The sequence below is a fragment of the Streptococcus sp. KHUD_017 genome, from assembly GCF_054861245.1.
This window is the reverse complement of the sequence record NZ_CM142175.1, coordinates 881,933-903,488: the sequence shown is the minus strand read 5'-3', so window position 1 is coordinate 903,488 and position 21,556 is coordinate 881,933. Positions and strand designations below refer to the sequence as shown.

The window sequence follows — 21,556 nt, the reverse complement described above, 5'->3', positions numbered from 1 at the left end:
GTCTTCAAAACTGTCTTTCCAACCTTTGTCATTTTCCCAATCCGTCATAAATTTCCTCCTGTGGTTCGTTTTCTAGTGCGGTGATAGCCCGTCCCTGTAAGTCTAAGCACGTTGGTCATTCCAAATCGACATCTTCTCGCAACCAAAATTCCATTTCGTTCTATTGTGCGAATTGCGGAAAAAACGTCTTTGTATTCAATCTTTAGCTCAACGTACATAGGCTTTCCTGCGACATAGGCTTTTCTTGATACTGTGCCATACTTTGGTTTTAACTTCAGTATTTCACCACTATCAAGATAAGCAGAAGCGCCACCTTCACGTCCTAATTGTTTTAAGTCTCTGATGCAAACGTCATTATTTGCAAGATCTTCAAATTTATTCATTCTTTCTCTCCTTCTCGAATAAATTTAGGTTGATTTACACCCATGCTGTATAACCTCCTTTTGGTTATATCTGTATTTCTTGCGCACCGTTTATGGTCAAAACGACAAACCCGCGAAATGCGAATTGTGACTGAGACTAGATTACTAGCTTTACACTCCGCCCCCAATTTTGTATCTCATAGTCACGCTGTATCAGGGCAGAGGGGGTATTCAGTTGTCAATGGGCAGTAAGTAGTTTAACGACTTGCTTGGGTCAAATATAAATTTTAATCAGCATCTTTAAATGGCTTGTACTCAACAAATTGAACTTATAAGGATGACTGGCAATCATAGCTTTTGCCATTTTTCTTCTGTAAGTTTCTCCGTTCCCATCAGCTCATTCCTTCTGCTTGTTGTTTCCTTATGTTTCGATTCCATTCAGAAACTATGCCATTAAAGACATACTCAGCAACCATTTCAGACGAGCGGGCAAACCTCATATTCTCTAAAGCGTATTCATAGCGATCATCAAAATGTATCATCGCATAATCTGCGGTAGCCTGTGAGAAGTTTTCTTTTAGTAACTGGTCATGAACCAAGTTCCAAATATAATCTCGGTCGTACTTAGTCGCCTTATCAACTTTTCGAGAAAGGTTGCCCTTATTTTTTCCTTCAGGATTTTGAGGGGCTTTCTCTTCTTCCTCCTCTAAACTAAAATCAGTATCACTAAACTCAGGCTCACTAGAATCAGTATCATTAGGTTCTGAAATTCCGAAGTCTTGACTTCTGTTTTCCAGAGTTCTTGAATTCTGATTTTCCGACTTCCGGAATTCTGATTTTCCGACTTCCGCTGGCATAAAGGGTTTAGCCTCATTTTCAACCTTTAAAGAACCAAGATAAATCAAATTGGGTTTGTTTAAACCTTGGCGAACTTCTTCGAGTAGGTCATATTTTTTCAGCTCTTTTTTCAGCTTAATAACCTTATCTTTTCCGCAACCTAACATCTCTCCAATTTCTTCAACGGTAAAGATGAAATAGATATTTCCATCAGCATCAATCCAGTTGTTTTTTACTGATAACTCAAATCTATCCTTTAGGATGGCATAAAGCAATTTAGATTCAGCAGACATCTTTTTATAGAGTTCAGACTCAAAAAGTAACTTTGGTACACGGAAGAATCTTTCTCCGTTATTAACCTGTGCAAGTGAGATTCTTTCCATACCTAAACCTCCCTAAATCTAAGATCACCTTTTGAATTAAAAGCAATCAATCCAAAAGATTCTAGTTCTTTAATGTTGTCTATTGATTCTTGACGGGTTATCCCTGTCTGTTTCATCAAGAATGAAATAATCAATTCACGTGTTTCTTTTTCTTTTGATATCATTTGTGACCTCCTGAGATTAAATTGAGAAAAACAAAAGAGAACGCTATTCACGTTCTCTCAATGTTATTTATTCAATTCTCCCAATTTAGGACACATACACGATTGATTTTCCAATAACTAATTTTAAAAATATAATAAATAATAAAATTTAATATAAAATTTCCAGTATTCAAAAATAGATAATTCTTAGATTTGTGTAAATTGTTCAAATGATTTTTTTATCATTAGATAAAACACTAAAAATTCAAATCTGATATAACAAAGAATGTAAACGTTTTTCTATCATTTTATTTCTTAAAAAACAGATAAATTCTAATTCTTTGTGATTTTTTTAATTTATAGTAAATTCCGCATATATATTATTGATGTAGACATTATAATGTGATATAATTCGCTTATAGGATAGTTTTAGTAAAAGACTAGGAGGAGGACAGCAATAAGGGTATCTATAAAATCATCCTATATATAATAATTTACTTAGGGAGTATTACTTAAAGTGCAATATTTTTTTGTATCTTAAGAATACCAATCTTACAAAAGGGAAGGAAAATAATGAAGAACAAAAAGAAATTGGGAATCTTTTCTTTTATTATTTGCTTATTGACAACTGTCTTTGTATTTAGTTTGAATAAGACATTTGCTGAAACCCCTGAGGTTTCAGCATCTGGAAAAATTGTAGATACAATCACAAATGTTAAGGTATCAAATAATGAAGGTGGAGATCTAACTTGGGATTTAGCGCAATGGGCTACATTCCGTCTTAATGCAGATTTTAAATTAGGAAAAGATGTTAAGGCAGGAGATCAAACGATAATTACGGTGCCTGATGCTCTAATGATTAACTCTGATAATATTGAAATCAAGGATATCAATACAAATGAGGTGATTGCAAATGCAAAACTAAGTGCTGATAACAAGTCCATTACTTTAACTTATACGGATTATGCTGAAAAACACTCAGATACTGAAGGATCTTTCTTCTTCTATGCTCGTGTCGATTTCAAAAAACACCCTCAACAAGGAGAAATCCCAGTTGAAATTACGATAAACAAAGAAACAAAACCTGCTGGTAAGGTTACATTTAAAGGTATCGGTGATGGTGATCCAAAACTTTTATCAAAGACTAGTTGGGTTAATGAAGGTGATAAAAGAGAGGTCCAATACACTATTTCAGTCAATCGTACAAAAGAGAATATTCAAGGTGTAACGATTGAGGACCACTTGAAATTTACAAATGCTAGCTATGTAAAAGATAGTATTAAAGTTATCAAAGGTAAATTTGCATTCGTAGATGGAGAATGGCAATTCTCTGACCGTGTTGATGTAACTGACCAACACAAGATTACAGTTAGTGAAGATGGACAATCTTTTGTTGTCGAATTAGGGGACATGACAGAAGAAGACCAATATCGTATTTCTTATAACGTACGTTTAAATTATGAACCCGTTGATGGCGAATTATTGAAGAATGACGCTACATTAAAAGGTAAAGGTGTTGTTGTTAAAGAAGTAACCAATGCTGCTTTAGTTCAAATTGCTGGTGGTGCTGGTCTTGGTTATGTTTACTCAATCAATATCCAAAAAGTTGATAATGAGAATCAACCGCTTAAAGGTGCTAAATTTAAAGTAGTACGTGAAGCCAACAATCAAGTGATCGGTGAATACGAAACAGATGAAAATGGTAAAATTACTGTTAATGCATTATTAAAAGATAAATATATCTTGACAGAAACAGAAGCACCATCCGGTTATGTCATCAAAGTAGCAGATACAGAAGTTAATGTTGACGATTTTGGAGCTGATCGTTCAGCAACTAAAACAATCGTAAATCCAAAAGAAGAAACAACAACTACTACAACTACTACTACTACTGAAGAGCCTACAACTACTTCAACTACAACAACAACTGAAGAGCCTACAACTACTTCAACTACAACAACAACTGAAGAGTCTACAACTACTTCAACTACAACAACAACTGAAGAGTCTACAACTACTTCAACTACAACTACTACTGAAGAGCCTACAACTACTTCAACTACAACAACAACTGAAGAGCCTACAACTACTTCAACTACAACAACAACTGAAGAGTCTACAACTACTTCAACTACAACAACAACTGAAGAGTCTACAACTACTTCAACTACAACAACAACTGAAGAGTCTACAACTACTTCAACTACAACAACTACAACTGAAGAACCTAAGACTACTTCAAGCACAACAACTACAACTGAAGAGCCTAAGACTACTTCAAGCACAACAACTACAACTGAAGAGCCTAAGACTACTTCAAGCACAACAACTACAACAACTACAACAACTACAACTGAAGAGCCTAAATCTACAGTAACTACAACTAAGGATAAACCAGGGCTTCCAGACACTGGTGAAAGAAAAGGAACATTTGTAACAATTCTTGGTACTCTCATCCTTGTTTCATCAATTCTAGTTGTTAGAAACTCACTTAAATCTAAAAATAACTAATTTTAATGAACAAAATTAAAGTGGTCTATTTTAGATGATTTAAGTTCATAAACAAAAAAAGGGTTTACTAAAAGGTAAATCCTCTTTTTGTTTCATGATCATTAAGACAAACAAAAATCGATAACCATTTTATAGTCATCGATTTTAAATATATTTTTAGTCTTTTTCACCTAGTTTACTGTTGATGGTCATCATGATACTTGCAATCTTTTCACCCCAATACGGATCAGAAGCATAAAGAACGTTCATTCCAGATGATTTATTACCAAGATGGGTTCTACCTTCATCAATATAATTCTCTCGGATCCATTTAGCTGCCCCTAGGATTCCCTTATCAACATTGTCGAAACTTTTTGCAGAATCATATGGAGTAGTATCATAAGCAGCAATACCAAAGAAGTTATTCTTATCCTTAGCAATCTGACTACGTCCCCATGCACTTTCTAGAGCACTGTGCGCCATTAGATAAAGTGCATTCACCTGATAGCGTTTCTCCGCTTCTTTGAAAACCTCTCCTTTACCTGCAAGGCGGCTGCCCTGAATATTCATAAGAGAATAAACCTTATTCAATTCTTCTGCTGTATAATTTGTTGGCTTTCTTAGATCTCTATAGAGGAATGGGTTCTCAACTTTAAAGTTATCAAAGTTAATGCCATCTGCTGAATAGTATTTTGTACCAATAGCCATAGATGAACTATGAGGTGCTACACGAATACTTGTATAAGGTGATAACTCGTGATAAACGTAACGACCATCACTTGTGTAATGAGGAATAAACTCATTATTAGTGTTAACAGCTACAAGGTCACTCTTATTCATAAAGCCTGAAAGTCCAGAAATTTGGACTGGGAGTCTGTCACCTTGAGACTCTGAGTCAGAAACAGCAACTATAGTACCTTGAGAAATATAGCTAAGTCTATCTCCAGAAGCACTATAAACATAGGCTGTTATTGGTTTTACTTTATAATAACTAGATGGGTTAGAGATCCACTTCCCGTTATTTTCAAAGCTATAATTTTTACCATTGATTTTGAGTGTTCCAGTAGCATATAGTCCATCTTCTTTTAGATAATACCAAGCATTGTAACTCTTATCAAAGATCCACTCATTCTTGGCCATATAACCGTATGATTTGAGATAGTAGGACCCTTGCCATTGGTTTTCAGCATAAGAACCATCTGATTTTAAGTAGAACCAACTATTGTATTTTTTATCAAAGAACCATTCGTTTTGAGCCATGGCGCCACTATCTTTTAGGTAGTATTTATCTTTCCATTGACTACTCAACATAACCCCGTCTTTATCAAATAAGTACCAAGAGCTATTAATCTTTTCCCACTTATTACGAACGACTTTTCCTGAATCAGTAGCATAGTACCACTTTTCATTCATTTTTACCCAGTTCTTTTCAGCCATAGCACCGCTAGTCTGAAGAAGATAGTCATTATAAATGGTTTTGCTTAACATGATACCAGTTTCGTCGAAACGATACCAAAAACCGTTGATTTTTTCCCATTTGTTGCGGATAATCTTTCCTGATTCTGTGGAATAATACCACTTTTCATCCATTTTTACCCAACCATTTTCGTGCATAGCTCCACTAGTCTCAAGAAGGTAGTCATTATAAATGGTTTTGGTTAACATGGCACCAGTTTCGTCGAAACGATACCAAAAACCGTTGATTTTTTCCCATTTGTTGCGGATAATCTTTCCTGATTCTGTGACATAAAACCACTTCTCATCTATTTTTACCCAAGAAGTTTCAACCATAGCGCCGCTTTTATTAAAGAGATAGTCATCATAAACTGTATTGCTAAGCATGATACCATCCTGGTTAAAATAATACCAGTGGCCAGCTATTTTTTTCCAATTCGTAACAGCCTTTTTATTTTCATAATAACGCCATTGACCATTCTCTTTTTGCCAACCTTCTTTGTTGACCTCTTCAGTAATTTCTTCTGTTGAAGAGTTATCCTTGGTAAGGGCTGTTTCTTGTTTCTGTTCAGATTGAGAAGAATCCTTTTCTGCCTTGATTTGTGTTTCGTTTTGATTCTGCTTATCCTTCTGCTCTTGACCTTGAGCTTGCTTTTTCTCTTTAGCTTCCTTAATCGTTCCATTTGCTACAGTTTTTTCTGAACTTTGTACTTTGTTTGTAGCTTGGTTTTCCTCTGCTAATACAGTTGTTTTAGAAATTCCGGCTATGGAAAGAACAACAGTACTTGCTAGTAATATCTTTTTCATTTTTATCCTTTCAATTTTATATTCCCTATATTTTATACTTCTTACTTATCGTTTTAAAGACGACATTTATCCACTTTATTATACAATATAATTTTAATTATAAAAGTAAGGTCTTTAAGAAGAAAGAAAGTTGTAATATTGTTAAAACAATTTAGAAATAAAAGTCAACAAAAAGTAGTCGAACAATATCTGAACGACTACTTTTTTATTCTGATAATTAACCTTCTATTACTTTGGTACGCTTATTAGTTAGAAACGGTTTTATAAAGATAGATAAAATAGCAAGGGCCGCAAAACTGATACCGACATACCAGTATGGTACATCAAGTGTGGTTGAACGACCAGATAGATTGACAATTCCGCGGAATAGTGTCCCTGTTGTAATAATAGCTATAGCCGAATTCCATAAATTAAGGCTAATTCTGGAAAAATATGGAAGGACTTTGAGCAAGTTTGCTAGTATTATCCCACCCACCAGAGGTACAGCAAACAAGTAATGCATATGAACTGATGTCTCTCCAAAACTGAATGCTTCATAAATTCTAGAGAAGGCAAAGAAGAAAATCGTAATTAGTGTATAAGAGATGACTGTTTTCTTAAAACGTTTTTTACCAAGATTAGTAACCAATGTAGACAATATCACTCACCGCCCTTTCTGAAATTTTGTTTCCTCCAGTCGTTGGTTTATTGATAACCTGACCGTTGAAGTAAAGTGTAGAGGATCCCCCACCATCAAGATTGTAGGCAGTTTTTGCACCATATGATTTCATGACCTCAGCAAGCTGATAAAGAGAGAGACCTTCACTTTCAGAAGTACGTCCGTCAGAAACTACAATAATGTAGTGGTTTTCGTCGATAATCCCAATAGCTGTACGTGGATTCGAAGCCATAGCTTGTCCAACTTCTTGGTTTTTTCCTACTGCAATTTCACCATTTTCGACCAAGGCAGGACCAAAAGCTAAGAGATTAACAACTCCGTCTTTGACTAGTTGGTCAGCTGAAATCTGATCTTCGTAAATAATCTTGAAAGAACCATCTTTATAAATGGCTAAATCACCATTATTAGAATTTTCACGGACAGTATCACGATAGACAACTCCATTACGGATAACATAACCCGAAGAGTTGGCACCGTAATAGTCGCCATTGACTGCTAAAATTGCATCATTATCTGCAGCAGTGACAGATGTTTTATCTGTTACGTTTGTTCCAAATGAGTTTTGAGCAAATGCTGTTTTTAGATATTCTGATGAACTTACTGTAACATCTGCAACATACACTTGGGTATGATTAACCGTCGTTTCAGTCAAATTGATAGAGATATTCTCGTCCTTATAACTTGAGTTAGTTACTGTTGCTGTTTTAGCTGCTTGACTAGCTTGAGCTGTATTGGAACTTGTATTAGTTGTTGCTACTGTCGAAATAGTTTCAGCGAGTACAAAAGTCTTCAACATTGAGTAACTAAAGGATCCTGTCAAGAGTAAACCGAGAACCGAAGCATAAGCATATGGTTTCTTTAAAAATTTCATAGTACCGTAGATGTCCTTTCCTTAAAAATCAATTTCTTTTGCACTGTCCAAGAGACAGCGAAGAGAAGGATGCCGACGATAACTTTGGCAATCAGAAGGTTGATACCAAAGACTGTATAGAAGAGACGAATTAGTAGCGTGTCTAAGACAAAGAGACCGACTGCTAGACCAAAGTACCCCATCCCTGTTTTCACAAGGCTATCTTCGTTTTTAAAGACTAGTTTCTTATTTGTAGAGTAGTTAAAAACGGAGCTTGTCACACGAGCTAGTCCGTTAGCTAGGAAAATTCGGAAACTTGTTGGCGCTGTTGGTAAAAACAAGATTGCAATAGCGTAAACGATATAGTCTACAACAAAACTACTGAGAGATGACAAGGCAAATTTAAAGATATTTTTATAAATCATTAATCCATCTCTGATTGGTCGGAAGTGTGAATCCTCATTATCATTGATATAGACAGTTTCAATGGGAACTTCTAAAATTTGATATTCTTTAGTAGCCTCAAGTAGCATATTCATTTCATATTCATAACGTTGTCCTTCGATCTTTAGCATAAAAGGAATGAGATTTGTTGTAAAAGCTCGAAGTCCAGTTTGTGTATCTGTTACACCTACTCCTGTTTGTAGTTTAAAGAGTGCTTTTGTCAAGCTATTTCCGAAACGGCTACGAAGGGGTACTTTACCTGTGAAGGCCCGCACACCCAAGATTAGCTTATTAGGATTTTCAGAAGCTTTCTTAGCCGTACGAAAAATATCCCAAATCTTATGCTGTCCATCTGCATCTGCCGTTACAACCGTTCCATAGCTATTTTGTTGTTGGATATAAGTAAAGGCCGTTTTAAGTGCTTGGCCTTTACCTTGATTCACTTGATGACGGAGCACCGTAGCATATTGTTGTGCTTTATCAAAGATATTTTGACACTTTGATGAACTACCGTCGTCGATAACTAGAATATGAAAATCACTCTTTTCGTGAATTTTTTCGATGAGTTTGATAAGTTTATTATCAGGTTGATAAGCTGGAATTACTATATAGTTCATACCGGCACTCCTTTCTTAGTGATGGTATAACTATACAGAACATCGCTTAAAGATACCTTATATCAGTTTTCTTTAAGATAAAGTTCAGATAAATTTAAGGTTTTAAAAGAGATTTTAAGAATTACATGGGATAAATATACAAAAATTCCCTAAAGCGGTCTTTAGGGGAGAAATATATTATAAGTACTGTTTTATTCTATTTTTTCTCTTAATTTCTCAACAAAGAGATAGGCCGCAGGACAGGTTAAAGTGTTTTTGATAGTCAGATTATTGATTTGATAAATCTTTTTACGGTCGGTATGTGGAAATTCTCTACAAGCCTTGGGACGGACATCATAGATGGAACAGAGATTATCGCCACCGAGAAATGGACATGGCATTGACTTAAAGATCTTATCACCGTCTTCATCTACCTGTAGAAATTCATCTTCGAAGGCTGGTAATTTCATTTTAAAGTACTTGGCAATTCGTGTGATATCTGCTTCTTTAAAATCTGGTCCAAGGCTCTTGCAGCAGTTGGCACAGGCTGTACAATCAATTTCTTCAAAAACTTCCTGGTGAATTTCAAGGGCAATCTTATCTAGGTTTTTTGGAGCTTTCTTTTTCAGATTTCCAAGAAATTTCCGATGTTCTTTTTGCTTTTGTAAAGCTAATTGGTGATAGTATTCGATATCGATTTCTTTTGACATAGATTCTTTAACATCCTTTTCTGAAACTAGTATACCATAACTGAAAATAAATAAAAACTACTGCCATTAAGGCAATAGTTTTTACAAGATTAGTTAACTTCGACCACCTCAACCATATCTTTTCCAAGTAAGATTAAATATTTTTTAACTTGATTTATTTGGTAAGAACGAGACAAGGCTTCTGCATATAGAGATAATTGACCTCTATAACGTTCAATCAGTTGACTTGGATATTCATAATGATCTGTCTTGTAGTCAAAGAGAACAATTTTATCCTCATAAAGGAGATAACCATCTAAAATTCCACGGACAATAAAGTCCTCCTGACTCTTATCATCCCGTTTTAACATAGAGAAGGGTTGTTCTCGATAAAGTTTATCTTGATTTGCAAGAATCTCTTGACCAAGAGCTGTATCAAAGAAGGATAAGATTTTTTCTAGATTAACTTTATCTTTAACAGCTGAAGTTGCCTGAACTTGCTCCAAGGCTTCTGTCAAGGTTTCCAAAGTGGGTTTCTTAGCGAGATTAATTCGTTGCATCAATTCATGAGTAGCACTACCAATTTCAGCTCCAGTGACTTCTTCTGTCTTGGAGAAGTCTGGAAGTTCAAACTGAATAATAGTTTCTTTTGGTTTAGATTGACCAGCTACTACTACACCTTCCATATCCATGACTGGTTCATAAAACTTCTTAATCTGGCTTGGGGTCTGAACACTCGGAAGATTAATCGCTGCACGGTGGATTTCATTATATACTTCCACTTCTTTCAGCATTTGTAAAGCTTCCTTAATGGCATCAGACTGACGGTTGCTTGCCTGAGAAAGATCTTGGAGCTGGCTTTTAGTTTCCAATTTACCGATAGCTTCTTCTGTCAGTTGTTCTTCACCCTCGAAACGAACACTAAAGTATAAGTTCTCTTTAGAAAAAGCTTGATAGATGGCCCAAATCCAGTCCTGGAAATTTTGAGCATCTAACCTGGTTTGACGAGTTAGGAGACCTTGCCCATTTGTCGGGTATTCTTTAGACTCTAGCTTTTCTCTCGATCCCTTTCCGACTAGATAAAGTTTTTTCTCAGCACGAGTCATGGCTACATACAGTAAACGCATTAACTCAGAATAGCTTGCTAATTGGAGCTCCTCCTCATTTTGACTATAAGTCAAGCTTGGAATGGATAACTTAATTGTAGATGGAACATATTCCTCTTTTGCATTTGTGGCTATTCTAGCTATGTACTTAAGACCAAGACCGTTTTTACGACTTAGGATAACTTCAGACATTGAATCTTGCTTGTTAAATTGCTGATCAATATTGAGAATAAAGACATAAGGGAACTCAAGCCCTTTACTCTTATGAATACTCATAAGCTCCACAGCATCCTTAGGTGGAGCTACAGTGACACTGGCAAGGTCGTGCTTAACTTCCAAGACTTGATCAATCATAGTTATGAAACGTGATAAGCCTTTAAAATTACTCTTTTCAAACTGGTCAGCTCGTAGTGCTAGGGCATAGAGGTTGGCCTGTCTAGCCTGACCATTTGGTAAAGCACCAACATAATCATAGTAGAAACGTTCGCTATAGATTTTCCAAATAAGGTCATAAAGCGAATGCGTTTTTGAGAACAAACGCCAAGCATTAACAGTTTCCAAGAAAAAGTTAAGCTTTTTATGGAGTTCAGATTTTATTAAATCCTTTTGGATACTAGTTTGTGCTTGAGCATTGACTATTTTTTCATAAAAGTTTTCTTGAACCTTATCCTCAGAATTTTGAAGAGCTAAACGAGCCAATTCATCTTCATCAAAGCTAAACATCGGAGACTTCATTAGAGCTACTAAAGCAAAGTCTTGCAGAGGATTATGGATAACACGAAGAGTATCCAACATAACCTGTACTTCTAAAGATTGCAAATAATTGTTTAGAGCACCATCAGTTTTAACTGGGATCCCATATTCTGACAAAGCAAGTAGAACCTGGTCATTCCGGCTTCTGCTGGCAGTCAAGAGAGCAATGTCATTGAAAGGAACCCCTTTATCATTATGAAGATGCAATATCTCCTTAATAACCATTCGCATTTCACCAGTCAGTTTGTTGGACGAAAACTCTTCCTCTTCCTTAGAATCACCATCAACATCCTTATCATACAAGAGGACTTCTGCCTTGTTTTCTTGATCAGGGTGTAAATCAGTATTTCCGAAAACAAGTTGATGCATGCCGTCATAAGAAATCTCTCCAACTTCCTCATCCATGAGATGCATAAAGACGTCATTGGTAGCATTTAGTACTTCAGAACTACTACGGAAATTTTCCTTGAGCAGTATTAACTGACCTTCTTTGCTATCCTGAGCAAAACTGTGGAATTTTTCATTGAAGATTTGGGGATCTGCCTGTCTAAAACGATAAATAGACTGCTTGATATCTCCCACCATAAAACGGTTATGCCCGTTAGAAAGGAGTTCCAACATTCTTTCCTGGATATGGTTGGTATCTTGGTACTCATCGACCATGACTTCGTGGAAACGTTCCTGATACTCTTTTCGAACTTGAGGGAAGTTTTCCAGAATCTCAATGGTATAGTGACTAATATCCGCAAATTCAAAGGCATTTTCTTCACGCTTACGCTTTCGATAGGCATCAACAAAATCACTCATGAAAACTTGAAAAGTCTTTGCTAAGTCCCAAGACTCTTGATGATATTTTTCCTGGAATTTCAATAAAGTAAGTTGGTCATTTAATGCAATTAACTTTTCAAACTTATCTTTTCTCTCTTGGTTGTACGCTTCTTTCAGTTCTAGGAGTTCAGCCTTGCGACTAGCATTTGTGAGAGCACGGCCACCCTTATCCTTAGAAATACTCACAACTCGCTCTAGGACTTCTTGATATTGATTAAAAGTTGATTCGCTGGTTAAAGCTCCAATTTCATCAAGAACTTGTTGGACAGCTTCTAAGTAGGCTGCTTTCCCAAATTCCTTAGCATCATTCTCTAGATGGTAACGGAAGAAACTTTCCAATTCCCAGAGTCTTTGCTGAATGTCTTGAGCCAGCTTTTCTTTAGAACTTGTAAAATCGGCCTTTTCGAATCCTCTTAAGAAAGATTCCTGTAGCCAAGCCTGAGGATTACTTGTAGATTGCAAAAAGTCATAAATCATATAGACCTGTTTACGCAAACCACGCGCATCCTTGCTTTTTCCTGCAAAGTTTTTGACTAGCTGACTAAACTTGACTTGTTCCTTACTTTGGTAGTGACTTTCGAAAACTTGTCGAAACACATCATTCTTTAAGAGGAGTTGCTCACTTTCATTCTCAAGAATGCGGAAGTTTGGAGCAAGATCTAGAAGATAGCCATGTTTGGCTAGAAACTTCTGAGTAAAAGAGTCCATAGTTCCAATAGCAGCGTTTGGTAAATCAGCTAATTGTCTTCCAAGATGCTTTTTTAGCTCCATATCTTGAGTCTCTTGGATTTGTTGGCTGATTTTCTTTTCCAAGCGTTCTTTTAACTCGGTTGCTGCCTTTACCGTAAAGGTTGAGATAAAGAGTTGGCGAATTTCTACTCCACGCGCTAGTTGATCAAGAATTCGTTCAGCCATGACAAAGGTTTTTCCTGAGCCAGCTGATGCTGAGACCAGAATGTTTTTACCAGAACTGTAGATAGCTTGGATTTGCTCAGCAGTTTTCTTTGGTTTCTTGTCAGATTGAGCTTCTTCTATTTGCAACTTTTCAATTTCTTCTTGGGATAAAAATTTCATCGCTCCAACTCCTCTCTTATTTTATTAAACCATGTTTCTTTATCATTGCTCTTAGCGATCTTATCTAACAATCTAGCTTGACCTAAATGGTAATTAGCTTCAAAACCAGTTATCGACTGATATTGTTGGACATAAGGAGCAATACTTCTGCCGTCTTCTGTGTAAGGATTGATAGCAAACCTACCAGATAAAATCTTCTCTGCCGCCTTCTTATAGATAAGGGCGTTATAGTCCAGCAATAACTGGAATTCCTCATCAGACAACTGATAGGTCTTGTTTTTATTATATAGTTCCCCAAGATTCTTTATTTCTTTTTCAAGAAATAGCCCTTGATATTTCATACTCTTAGTCGTTTCTGCCAAAGCCTTTGAAAGAGTTTTAACTGTTTGTATAGACTGAACTGGCTCAGCCATCTCTAAATACATAGCACCAAAGAAATCGTTATTTCCTTCTTTCTTAAGAGCAGCAAGATAGGTCGGTAACTGTGAATTAAGGCCATTATAAAATAGAGGGAAGTTAAACTGAGTTAGAGAAGATTTGTAATCGACAACACCAATAGCTTCACTTGTCTTTAAGCGATCTATACGGTCAACTTTACCACGGACATAGACATTTCTGCCGTTTTCTAACTGAACAAAAGCTTGTTCCTTGTCACCAAAGACTGCTTCTTCCTGAATTGTTTCAATTTCAGAATTGTGACGAAGAATGTGCCCAGTTGCACGAGCAACATCCAAAAGAACTTCCTTGGTTAATTGGGCTTCCAAACTTTCTTGATAAATCGCTTGAAATTCTCTCTCTTGACTGGTTTCAGAGATTGCTTGTTCTAAACGACGATCAAAAGGTGTATCAGCAGGAAGTTTCATAGCGCGTTCAAAAATACGATGCAAGAAATTCCCATGACTTCGTGCATCAGGTCGCAAACGTAATTCTTCCTGCAAGCCTAAGACATAACGAAGGTAATAGCTATATTCATTACGATAAAACTCTGTTAATCCAGAAGTTGATAGATAGAAATCCTGATCTTGAGGATACAAGGCTTTTAAAGTTTCAGTAGCTAAGGTCTTACTTTTTGGACTTGTCGGTAGGACAGGATTATCAAGACCTTGATCTTCTAATTTTCTCCCCATGACACGAGCTAGAACCTTAATAAAGGTTAAGTCCTGCTCACTTGTCTCCGACTCACCTTGCTGGTGATAAGCAACAAGACTAGACAAAAGACTGTGATAAGAACCAATATCATCCTTTGATAGGTTTTTTCGATCGATTCTCTTTTCAATCTTGGTAAAACCAAAATCCTGCAATTCTTTCAGATAAACTGACTCTTTACTCTCATTTTCATTGAGTAAACTTGGTGCCGATAAGACCAATTGCTTCTTGGCAGAATTTACCAAAGAAAGCATGGTATAGCGATTCTTCTTAAGATTTTCATGGCTAGCAATCAATAATTGAGAGCCTTCTTCAGTACCTCGGTTTAAAACTTCTCTTTCTTCATCACTCAAAAGACTAGTATTTTGGGTGATTTTAGGTAGATGGTCCTGGGTTAAGCCAAGTGAATAGATGTAATCAGAAGTCAAAGGCGCAATCAAATCATAACTTTGCACCAGAACCGTATCTACCGTTGCTGGGATTGTACGATAATTTGATAAGGACATCCCTGAATGAAGAAGAGCCAAGAAATCATCTAAAGCAACCTGAGTTCCCTCAAATACGGTCACAAATTGCTCCATTACGTGGCAAAATGCTTTCCAGACCTCCTCTTGTCTTTCTTGCTCTGTCGCATCCATCGTTTCAGATAAGGATTGTAATTGCTTGGTAACAGATGCATCCTTCAAAAAGTTATTCCATTTTGTAAGGATATTTTCAGTCTTTTGTTTACGACTGGATAATAAAGTTTCTAGTGGATTTAGGACACGGACACGCAGCTCATTTAATTTTTCTAAATCAAATTTTCCATGATGATTTTTTGTAAATTCTTGTTTAAAGTTAGAAAGACCATCAATACCTAAATAGCGGATATATTGTTCAAAGCTATCGATTTCCTCTTGACTAAGGTCGGTATATAAGCCAGTTCGTAAGAGGTTAATCAAATCTTCTTGACGGAAATAGTACCGTTTGAGACGTCCCACAGATTCTACAAATTGAGTCAAAGGATGATGAGCCATAGACTCGCTTCTCCCCAGATAGAAAGGAATCTGATATTGATTAAAAATTGTCTGCAAGGACAGTTTATAAGACTCTACGTCTCCTAGTAAGATACGAAAATTCTTATAGCTTAGTTCTGGCTCTTGGTGCAATTTTTGGCGAATACTACGAGCAACTAGTTCCAGCTCTTCTTTCTGTGTCAGACAAGACCAGATTTGCAAGTCTTCTCTATCCTTAGCATCCACTTCTAAGCTAATTTCAGAATAATCATAAGCACTTTCCAGTAATTTTGAAGCCTTGGCAAAAGCATCAAGATTTTTATGTTCTTGACATGCGTCTTCTGCCTTGGTCTGATATTTAAAGGCTAAATGACGTAGAAACTCAACACTGGCTTGATAGAGATTCCCTTCACTAAAAGGGCTAGTGTAGGCTTTCTTAGTCGCATATACACCAATGATAATTTCAACACCCTTGCGATGAAGCAAATCCACTAGGTGTTCCTCTTCTGCAGAAAAACGGGTGAAACCATCAATGACTAGGGCAATCTTACTAAAATCACTACTTACCTTGTTTTCTTCGATAGCATCAATCAGATAGGATAATGGACTTCCTTGTGAAACTTGACCTTGATTTAAATAAGCTGTTACCTTTTCAAAAATTAAGAGTAAATCAGATCGTTTATCAGCATCTGTCAAACTTTCCAAGTCCAAAAAACTCATATTTGCAGTTGAAATTTCATGATAAATCTCAATCAGTTGCTGGATGAATTGAGGATCTTGTTTAATAGCCCCGTAAACACGTAAATCCTTAGGGTCAATTTCGGACAGACATTTATAGAAAGCCATACCAAGACCGATATCATCGAGACTTGACCTCTCAGGAATATCATTTAAAACCAGATAGCGAGCCATTTGAGCGAAGCGCGTGACTGTGATAGCAAAAGAAGCCTGCTGACTCAAGCACTCCAGCACGGCACGTTCCTTTTCAAAAGAAAGAGAGTTAGGAGCGATATAAAAGACTCGTTTCCCTTGGTCAACTAGTCCCTGAGCCTCCTTAGTTAGGATTTCTGTCAAAGAAGTCCGAATATCGGTATAAAGTAGTTTCATCTCTGCCTCATTTGTTTTTGTCATTACTCTATATTATACCATGATTTAACAGAAGATTCTGCCTCTGATTCCCAAAATATGCTATAATATAGGCAAAACACGTGAAAAGGAAATACTATGATTAAACTACTTGCTCTTGATATGGACGGTACTCTACTTAACGAAGCCAAGGAAATTCCTCAAGCTCATATTGATGCCATTCATAAGGCTATCGAAAAAGGTGTCAAACTAGTTCTCTGTACTGGACGACCTCTCTTTGGGGTTCTTCCCTATTACAAGAAACTCGGTCTTGATTTGCAAAATGAATACGTTATTGTCAATAATGGTTGTTCTACCCACCAAACCAGCGACTGGAGCCTTGTCGACTGGCGGGAACTTAGCAAATCTGACATCGAATACCTCAATGACCTTGCTGAAAAGAGTGAAGTCCAGTTGACTCTCTTTGATGAAGAGCACTATTTCGTTCTCGGAGGCAAACCAAATCCTATCGTTCAATATGATGCGACACTTGTCTTTGCTAATCTGACTGAAATCTCACTGGAAGAAGCTACTAGCGGTAAATATCGTATGTTCCAAGGCATGTTCTTAGGCACAAAAGAACAAACGGATGACTTTGAACAACGGTTTGCTGAAGAACTTTGTCAACGTTTTAGCGGTGTTCGTTCTCAACCTGTTATCTATGAAGCAATGCCACTTGGCACAACCAAGGCTTCTGCTCTTTCTCGTTTGGCTGAGATTTTGGATATCCAACCTTCTGAAATCATGGCAATGGGTGATGCCAATAACGACATTGAGATGTTGGAGTTTGCAGGGTTAGGGATTGCTATGGGAAATGCCAGCAACCATGTCAAATCACTTGCAGATGCTGTAACTACTAGTAATGAAGAAGAGGGCGTTGCACGCGCCATTGAGAAATATATTTTGTAAACAAATAAAAGCAACCAGCAGAACATTCTGCTAGTTGCTTTTTATTTTTAGAATAAAGCTGTCAAAGCTGTGATAATCCCAAAAACGATACCTGGTGCATTGGCTGCTGCCAAAGGAATATCACGTTCTTTTTTAAAGAGTCCGTAGTAAACCCAAAGACTGCAGTTAATTGCAGCTACTGCTGGCTGGATAAAGTTTCCTTTTTGACCCGCAAGGTTGTTCATAATTTGTGGAATATATGAGATATACATCATAACAGACATAAAGGTTGCAATCCAACCCAATGTTTTCATTTGTTTTTCAGTCATTTTCTTCTCCTTTCAAAAACATTTTCAATTATACACTATTTTTTTAGATGGTGAAGTTTAAAAAGCTATTTGTTAAAAACTTGTAAACTATCACAATCTTGTGATAAGAGAATCAAAAAAAATACCCTCTTGCTATTTCAAGAGGATATTTTATTCGATTAGAAACTTACTTTTTCTCAATCGGTGCTACACTAGCCAAAAGTTTTTTCAGACCGACTTCTGGGAAATTGATTTTCAATTCCTGAGTTGATCCGCTACCTGAAACTTCAAGCACAGTTCCTTCACCCCATTTTTTATGAAGGGCAATATCACCAATTGACCAATTTGTCTCACTCGAAGAAGATTTACTAGTAGATGCAAATTGTCCAAATGGTAAACCACTTGATTGGATAGATGTAGGCGCAGTATTCCGTTTTCGTTCTTGAAAAGCCTGTGCCAGACTCATTCCTTGACCAAATGTAGTACCACCACTACTGTAAGATGCTTTAAAGCTTGTATTAGCTGGACGAGCCAAACCTTGATAGGTCAACAAATCTGAACTAATCTCGTTGATAAAACGGGTCGGACGATTGTAACTTGTACGCCCGAAAAGCAAGCGAGAGTTGGCGTTGGTTAGATAGAGAATTTTCTCGGCGCGCGTGATTCCTACATAGGCCAAACGACGTTCTTCTTCCAATTCATCTGGATCTTCAGAGGCACGACTAAGCGGAAAGACATTCTCCTCCATACCGATAATAAAGACAACTGGAAACTCGAGTCCTTTGGCAGCGTGTAAGGTCATTAAGGTTACTTCTGACGTCTCCTGACTACCAGAGTCAGTATCTGCAATCAAAGCAAGATCATTCAAGAAACGACTAAGTTTATCTAGTCCTGTTTCCTCTTCTTGGCTTTCAGGATTGTCATCGAAGTTTTTGGTAACAGAGAGGAATTCCTCGATATTTTCAATCCGAGCCTTGCTCTCCAAGGTAGCTTGTGCATTTAGAATATCAACGTAACCTGTTTTTTCAAGGACAGCCTCAACCAACTCTGTGATTGTTAATTGGTCCAGTTTCTCCCTCAAATCCAGAATCATATTGGCAAAGTCCCAGATTGACTGGGCTACCTTACCCTTAATTCCTGATAACATGATATTGGCTGAAGCATCCAGCATGGACATTTCTTGCAAATTAGCAAAATCACGAATCTTCTCAACAGTACCTGGGCCAATTCCACGCTTTGGTTCATTGATGATACGCTCAAAACTGATATTATCACTTAGGTTGGCAATGAGATTGAGGTAAGCGATGATATCACGGATTTCCTTACGGCTGTAGAATTTTGTACCACCAACCATAGTATAAGGAATATTAGACTTGAGAAGGGCCTCCTCAATAGTACGTGACTGGGCATTGGTACGGTAAAGGACTGCAAAGTCTTTATGAAGGAAGTTTTGACTACGACCAAGTTCATCGATGGTTTTGGCTACAAAAACAGCCTCGTCCTGTTCGTCATTTGCACGGTAATAAATAATCTGTTCCCCATCAACATTTTGGGTCCAGAGATTTTTCGGACGACGATTTTTATTGTTTTTAATAACATCGTTAGCCGCTTGGAGGATAGTTTTGGTAGAACGGTAATTTTCCTCCAGTAAAACAACCTTGGCATCTGGATAATCTTTTTCAAAATCAAGGATATTCTGCATATCAGCGCCACGCCATCCGTAAATAGACTGATCAGCATCCCCAACAACACAGATATTTTTAAAGCGTGAAGCCAAAAGTTTGACCAGTTGATACTGGGCATGGTTGGTATCTTGGTACTCATCAACATGGATATATTGGAACTTTTGCTGATAGTAAGTCAAAACATCAGGATTTTGATCAAAGAGACGTAAGGTCAGCATAATCAAATCATCAAAGTCAACAGATTCTGACTGACGAAGTTCTTTCTGATAGGCCGTATAACACTTAGCAACAATATTTGTATATAAATCTCCTGCTTGTGCAGCATAAGCAACATCGTCAATCAGATCATTCTTAGCATTAGAAATGGTCCCCAAAATAGTCCGTTCATTCCATTTTTTTGGATCCAAGTTTAACTGCTTTAGAATACGTTTCATCAGTGTTCGCTGCTCACCTGGATCGATGATCGTGAAATTACGATTGTAGCCGATATGGTCTGCATCACGACGTAAGATGTGCACACACATAGAGTGAAAAGTCGCAATCAAACAGTCCTGAGTAGCTGGATTAAGTCCGTAAGCCCGCTCTTTCATCTCACGCGCAGCCTTATTGGTAAAGGTAATAGCCAAGATATTCCAAGGATTGACCATCTTTTCATCAATCAAGTAAGCAATACGGTGAGTCAAGACTCGTGTCTTACCAGAACCAGCCCCTGCCATGATCAGCAGTGGGCCTTCTGTTGTTTGAACCGCTTCTGCCTGTTTGTCATTCATACCATGTAATAAAGGATTCATTTTCTCTTCCTATTCTTCAAATCAATGTTTCTATTATATCAAAAAAGACTGAAAATAACTCTATTAGAGACAAGCTTCCTTTTTTCTAAAAAAAGAACACTAACAAGTGTTCTTTTTATATTAATCATGAATAGATTGTAAAAGTGTCAACAAGGCTTGAGCCGATTTGCGTCCTGCTTCTACGATAAATTCATCAAATGAAATAGAAGCTTCGTGGTTAGCATTATCACTCATGGCCCGGACAACTAAGAAAGGTAGATTAAGCGCGTGAGCTGCTTGAGCAATTGCCGCCCCTTCCATCTCAACAGCAAGAACTTGAGGAAAATGTTCTTTTATAGCTTTAATCTTATCTTCACCTGCAATAAAACTATCACCGGTCGCAATCAAACCTAAATGCCATTTTTGTTTAAGTTTAGACAAACTCTCTTGAATCAAACTGACAAACTTCTTGTCAGATTCGAAATAGAGTGGTTGTTGGGCCATTTGACCGTATTCATAACCAAAAGCAGTCACATCAACATCGTGGTAGGCTAGTTTTTCAGCAATCACTACATCTCCTACTGAGATACCTTCAGCAAGGGCACCCGCTGAACCCGTATTGATGACAGCATCTACTTCAAAGTGGTCGGCTAGGATTGCAACACTCATAGCAGACATGACTTTACCGATACCACTCTCCACCAAGACAAGCTCAACTGAACCAATTATACCCGTATGATACTTATTTCCTAATACCGTCTCTTCTTGAGCGTTTTCTAAATGTTGAATCAGATAAACTAGCTCTTCTGGCATAGCTGCTATAATTCCAATTTTCATGACATTCCCCTTAAATAAATCTCATTGCTAAAACTAGCAGAATCAAGAGAAGAATAACAGCAAATAGAATCTTATTCAATTTAGAGTTAAAGACATTTCTCTTGGTATTTTCGATTCGACGACTCTTATGGATTTGAGGTTCAACCTCAATCGTTAAAGTATCCTGACTAAATCCATGGTCACTTGAACGTGAATATCCATCATATTGAGATGAAGTTGACAATATCTTCGTTTCTTGATCATCTACTAAAGCAGGACCAGAGATATCTTCACCTCGATTCGCACGCTCAATGATTTCGTCTGTTAATAAAGGTTTTCCCATGGGTT

16 protein-coding genes are annotated in these 21,556 nt (G+C 37.1%); 2 read left to right on the top strand and 14 right to left on the bottom strand.

Going from position 1 to position 21,556, the window contains the following annotated elements:
• Nucleotides 1–44: 44 nt before the first annotated feature.
• The 3 genes from ACVAMZ_RS04415 to ACVAMZ_RS04405 all read right to left on the bottom strand — a co-directional run bounded on the left by ACVAMZ_RS04415 (nt 45) and on the right by ACVAMZ_RS04405 (nt 1,746).
• Nucleotides 45–383: a hypothetical protein gene (locus tag ACVAMZ_RS04415; protein ID WP_084937291.1), complete on the bottom strand. Its 339-nt coding sequence runs from the start codon at nt 381–383 to the stop codon at nt 45–47.
• A gap of 371 nt (nt 384–754) precedes the next feature.
• The gene (locus tag ACVAMZ_RS04410; protein WP_461685149.1) at nt 755–1,582 is read right to left on the bottom strand and encodes a replication initiator protein A; all 828 of its coding nucleotides are present in this window, start codon (nt 1,580–1,582) and stop codon (nt 755–757) included.
• Between the two features lie 2 nt (nt 1,583–1,584).
• Nucleotides 1,585–1,746: a hypothetical protein gene (locus tag ACVAMZ_RS04405; protein WP_000623739.1), complete on the bottom strand. Its 162-nt coding sequence runs from the start codon at nt 1,744–1,746 to the stop codon at nt 1,585–1,587.
• Nucleotides 1,747–2,298: 552 nt separating this feature from the next.
• Between ACVAMZ_RS04405 and ACVAMZ_RS04400 the strand changes: the two genes are divergently transcribed.
• Entirely contained in the window at nt 2,299–4,236 is a 1,938-nt protein-coding gene (locus ACVAMZ_RS04400; RefSeq protein ID WP_461685148.1) for an Ig-like domain-containing protein, read from the top strand.
• A 156-nt stretch (nt 4,237–4,392) separates the two neighbouring features.
• Here ACVAMZ_RS04400 and ACVAMZ_RS04395 read toward each other — a convergent pair whose 3' ends face one another.
• From ACVAMZ_RS04395 to rexB, 7 genes are all read right to left on the bottom strand, one after another.
• Nucleotides 4,393–6,477 (bottom strand): glucosaminidase domain-containing protein, encoded by a 2,085-nt coding sequence (locus ACVAMZ_RS04395; protein WP_461685147.1) that lies wholly within the window; start codon nt 6,475–6,477, stop codon nt 4,393–4,395.
• 217 nt (nt 6,478–6,694) lie between these two features.
• The gene (locus ACVAMZ_RS04390) at nt 6,695–7,120 is read right to left on the bottom strand and encodes a hypothetical protein (protein WP_461685146.1); all 426 of its coding nucleotides are present in this window, start codon (nt 7,118–7,120) and stop codon (nt 6,695–6,697) included.
• Nucleotides 7,095–8,006: a phosphodiester glycosidase family protein gene (locus ACVAMZ_RS04385; protein ID WP_461685145.1), complete on the bottom strand. Its 912-nt coding sequence runs from the start codon at nt 8,004–8,006 to the stop codon at nt 7,095–7,097. The genes ACVAMZ_RS04390 and ACVAMZ_RS04385 overlap by 26 nt, the downstream gene beginning before the upstream one ends.
• On the bottom strand, nt 8,003–9,046 hold the full coding sequence (locus ACVAMZ_RS04380) for a glycosyltransferase (RefSeq protein WP_461685144.1): 1,044 nt from the start codon (nt 9,044–9,046) through the stop codon (nt 8,003–8,005). Before ACVAMZ_RS04380 ends, ACVAMZ_RS04385 begins: the two co-directional genes overlap by 4 nt.
• Before the next feature lie 191 nt (nt 9,047–9,237).
• Nucleotides 9,238–9,735 carry a YkgJ family cysteine cluster protein gene (locus ACVAMZ_RS04375; RefSeq protein ID WP_254804038.1) on the bottom strand — a complete coding sequence of 166 codons (498 nt, stop codon included), beginning with the start codon at nt 9,733–9,735 and terminating at the stop codon, nt 9,238–9,240.
• Between the two features lie 89 nt (nt 9,736–9,824).
• Nucleotides 9,825–13,475 (bottom strand): helicase-exonuclease AddAB subunit AddA, encoded by a 3,651-nt coding sequence (gene addA / locus ACVAMZ_RS04370; RefSeq protein ID WP_461685143.1) that lies wholly within the window; start codon nt 13,473–13,475, stop codon nt 9,825–9,827.
• Nucleotides 13,472–16,723, bottom strand: a complete 3,252-nt coding sequence (gene rexB / locus ACVAMZ_RS04365; RefSeq protein ID WP_461685173.1) for an ATP-dependent nuclease subunit B — start codon at nt 16,721–16,723, stop codon at nt 13,472–13,474. The genes addA and rexB overlap by 4 nt, the downstream gene beginning before the upstream one ends.
• A gap of 117 nt (nt 16,724–16,840) precedes the next feature.
• Between rexB and ACVAMZ_RS04360 the strand changes: the two genes are divergently transcribed.
• Nucleotides 16,841–17,650: a Cof-type HAD-IIB family hydrolase gene (locus tag ACVAMZ_RS04360; RefSeq protein ID WP_461685142.1), complete on the top strand. Its 810-nt coding sequence runs from the start codon at nt 16,841–16,843 to the stop codon at nt 17,648–17,650.
• Between the two features lie 47 nt (nt 17,651–17,697).
• Here the strand turns inward: ACVAMZ_RS04360 and ACVAMZ_RS04355 are convergent, their stop codons facing one another.
• From ACVAMZ_RS04355 to macP, 4 genes are all read right to left on the bottom strand, one after another.
• Nucleotides 17,698–17,958, bottom strand: a complete 261-nt coding sequence (locus ACVAMZ_RS04355) for a SemiSWEET family transporter (protein WP_006150712.1) — start codon at nt 17,956–17,958, stop codon at nt 17,698–17,700.
• A gap of 166 nt (nt 17,959–18,124) precedes the next feature.
• A complete protein-coding gene (gene pcrA / locus ACVAMZ_RS04350) occupies nt 18,125–20,413 on the bottom strand; it encodes a DNA helicase PcrA (RefSeq protein ID WP_461685141.1) in 2,289 nt (762 codons plus the stop codon).
• A 120-nt stretch (nt 20,414–20,533) separates the two neighbouring features.
• Entirely contained in the window at nt 20,534–21,229 is a 696-nt protein-coding gene (locus tag ACVAMZ_RS04345) for a 5'-methylthioadenosine/adenosylhomocysteine nucleosidase (protein WP_049496322.1), read from the bottom strand.
• 10 nt (nt 21,230–21,239) lie between these two features.
• The gene (macP, locus tag ACVAMZ_RS04340) at nt 21,240–21,551 is read right to left on the bottom strand and encodes a cell wall synthase accessory phosphoprotein MacP (RefSeq protein ID WP_045614892.1); all 312 of its coding nucleotides are present in this window, start codon (nt 21,549–21,551) and stop codon (nt 21,240–21,242) included.
• Nucleotides 21,552–21,556: the final 5 nt, after the last annotated feature.

Coding starts and splice junctions, on each gene's coding strand:
- ACVAMZ_RS04415 (WP_084937291.1), bottom strand. CDS start 383: ATGAATAAATTTGAAGATCTTGCAAATAATGACGTTTGCATCAGAGAC.
- ACVAMZ_RS04410 (WP_461685149.1), bottom strand. CDS start 1,582: ATGGAAAGAATCTCACTTGCACAGGTTAATAACGGAGAAAGATTCTTC.
- ACVAMZ_RS04405 (WP_000623739.1), bottom strand. CDS start 1,746: ATGATATCAAAAGAAAAAGAAACACGTGAATTGATTATTTCATTCTTG.
- ACVAMZ_RS04400 (WP_461685148.1), top strand. CDS start 2,299: ATGAAGAACAAAAAGAAATTGGGAATCTTTTCTTTTATTATTTGCTTA.
- ACVAMZ_RS04395 (WP_461685147.1), bottom strand. CDS start 6,477: ATGAAAAAGATATTACTAGCAAGTACTGTTGTTCTTTCCATAGCCGGA.
- ACVAMZ_RS04385 (WP_461685145.1), bottom strand. CDS start 8,006: ATGAAATTTTTAAAGAAACCATATGCTTATGCTTCGGTTCTCGGTTTA.
- ACVAMZ_RS04380 (WP_461685144.1), bottom strand. CDS start 9,046: ATGAACTATATAGTAATTCCAGCTTATCAACCTGATAATAAACTTATC.
- ACVAMZ_RS04375 (WP_254804038.1), bottom strand. CDS start 9,735: ATGTCAAAAGAAATCGATATCGAATACTATCACCAATTAGCTTTACAA.
- addA (WP_461685143.1), bottom strand. CDS start 13,475: ATGAAATTTTTATCCCAAGAAGAAATTGAAAAGTTGCAAATAGAAGAA.
- rexB (WP_461685173.1), bottom strand. CDS start 16,723: ATGAAACTACTTTATACCGATATTCGGACTTCTTTGACAGAAATCCTA.
- ACVAMZ_RS04360 (WP_461685142.1), top strand. CDS start 16,841: ATGATTAAACTACTTGCTCTTGATATGGACGGTACTCTACTTAACGAA.
- ACVAMZ_RS04355 (WP_006150712.1), bottom strand. CDS start 17,958: ATGACTGAAAAACAAATGAAAACATTGGGTTGGATTGCAACCTTTATG.
- pcrA (WP_461685141.1), bottom strand. CDS start 20,413: ATGAATCCTTTATTACATGGTATGAATGACAAACAGGCAGAAGCGGTT.
- ACVAMZ_RS04345 (WP_049496322.1), bottom strand. CDS start 21,229: ATGAAAATTGGAATTATAGCAGCTATGCCAGAAGAGCTAGTTTATCTG.
- macP (WP_045614892.1), bottom strand. CDS start 21,551: ATGGGAAAACCTTTATTAACAGACGAAATCATTGAGCGTGCGAATCGA.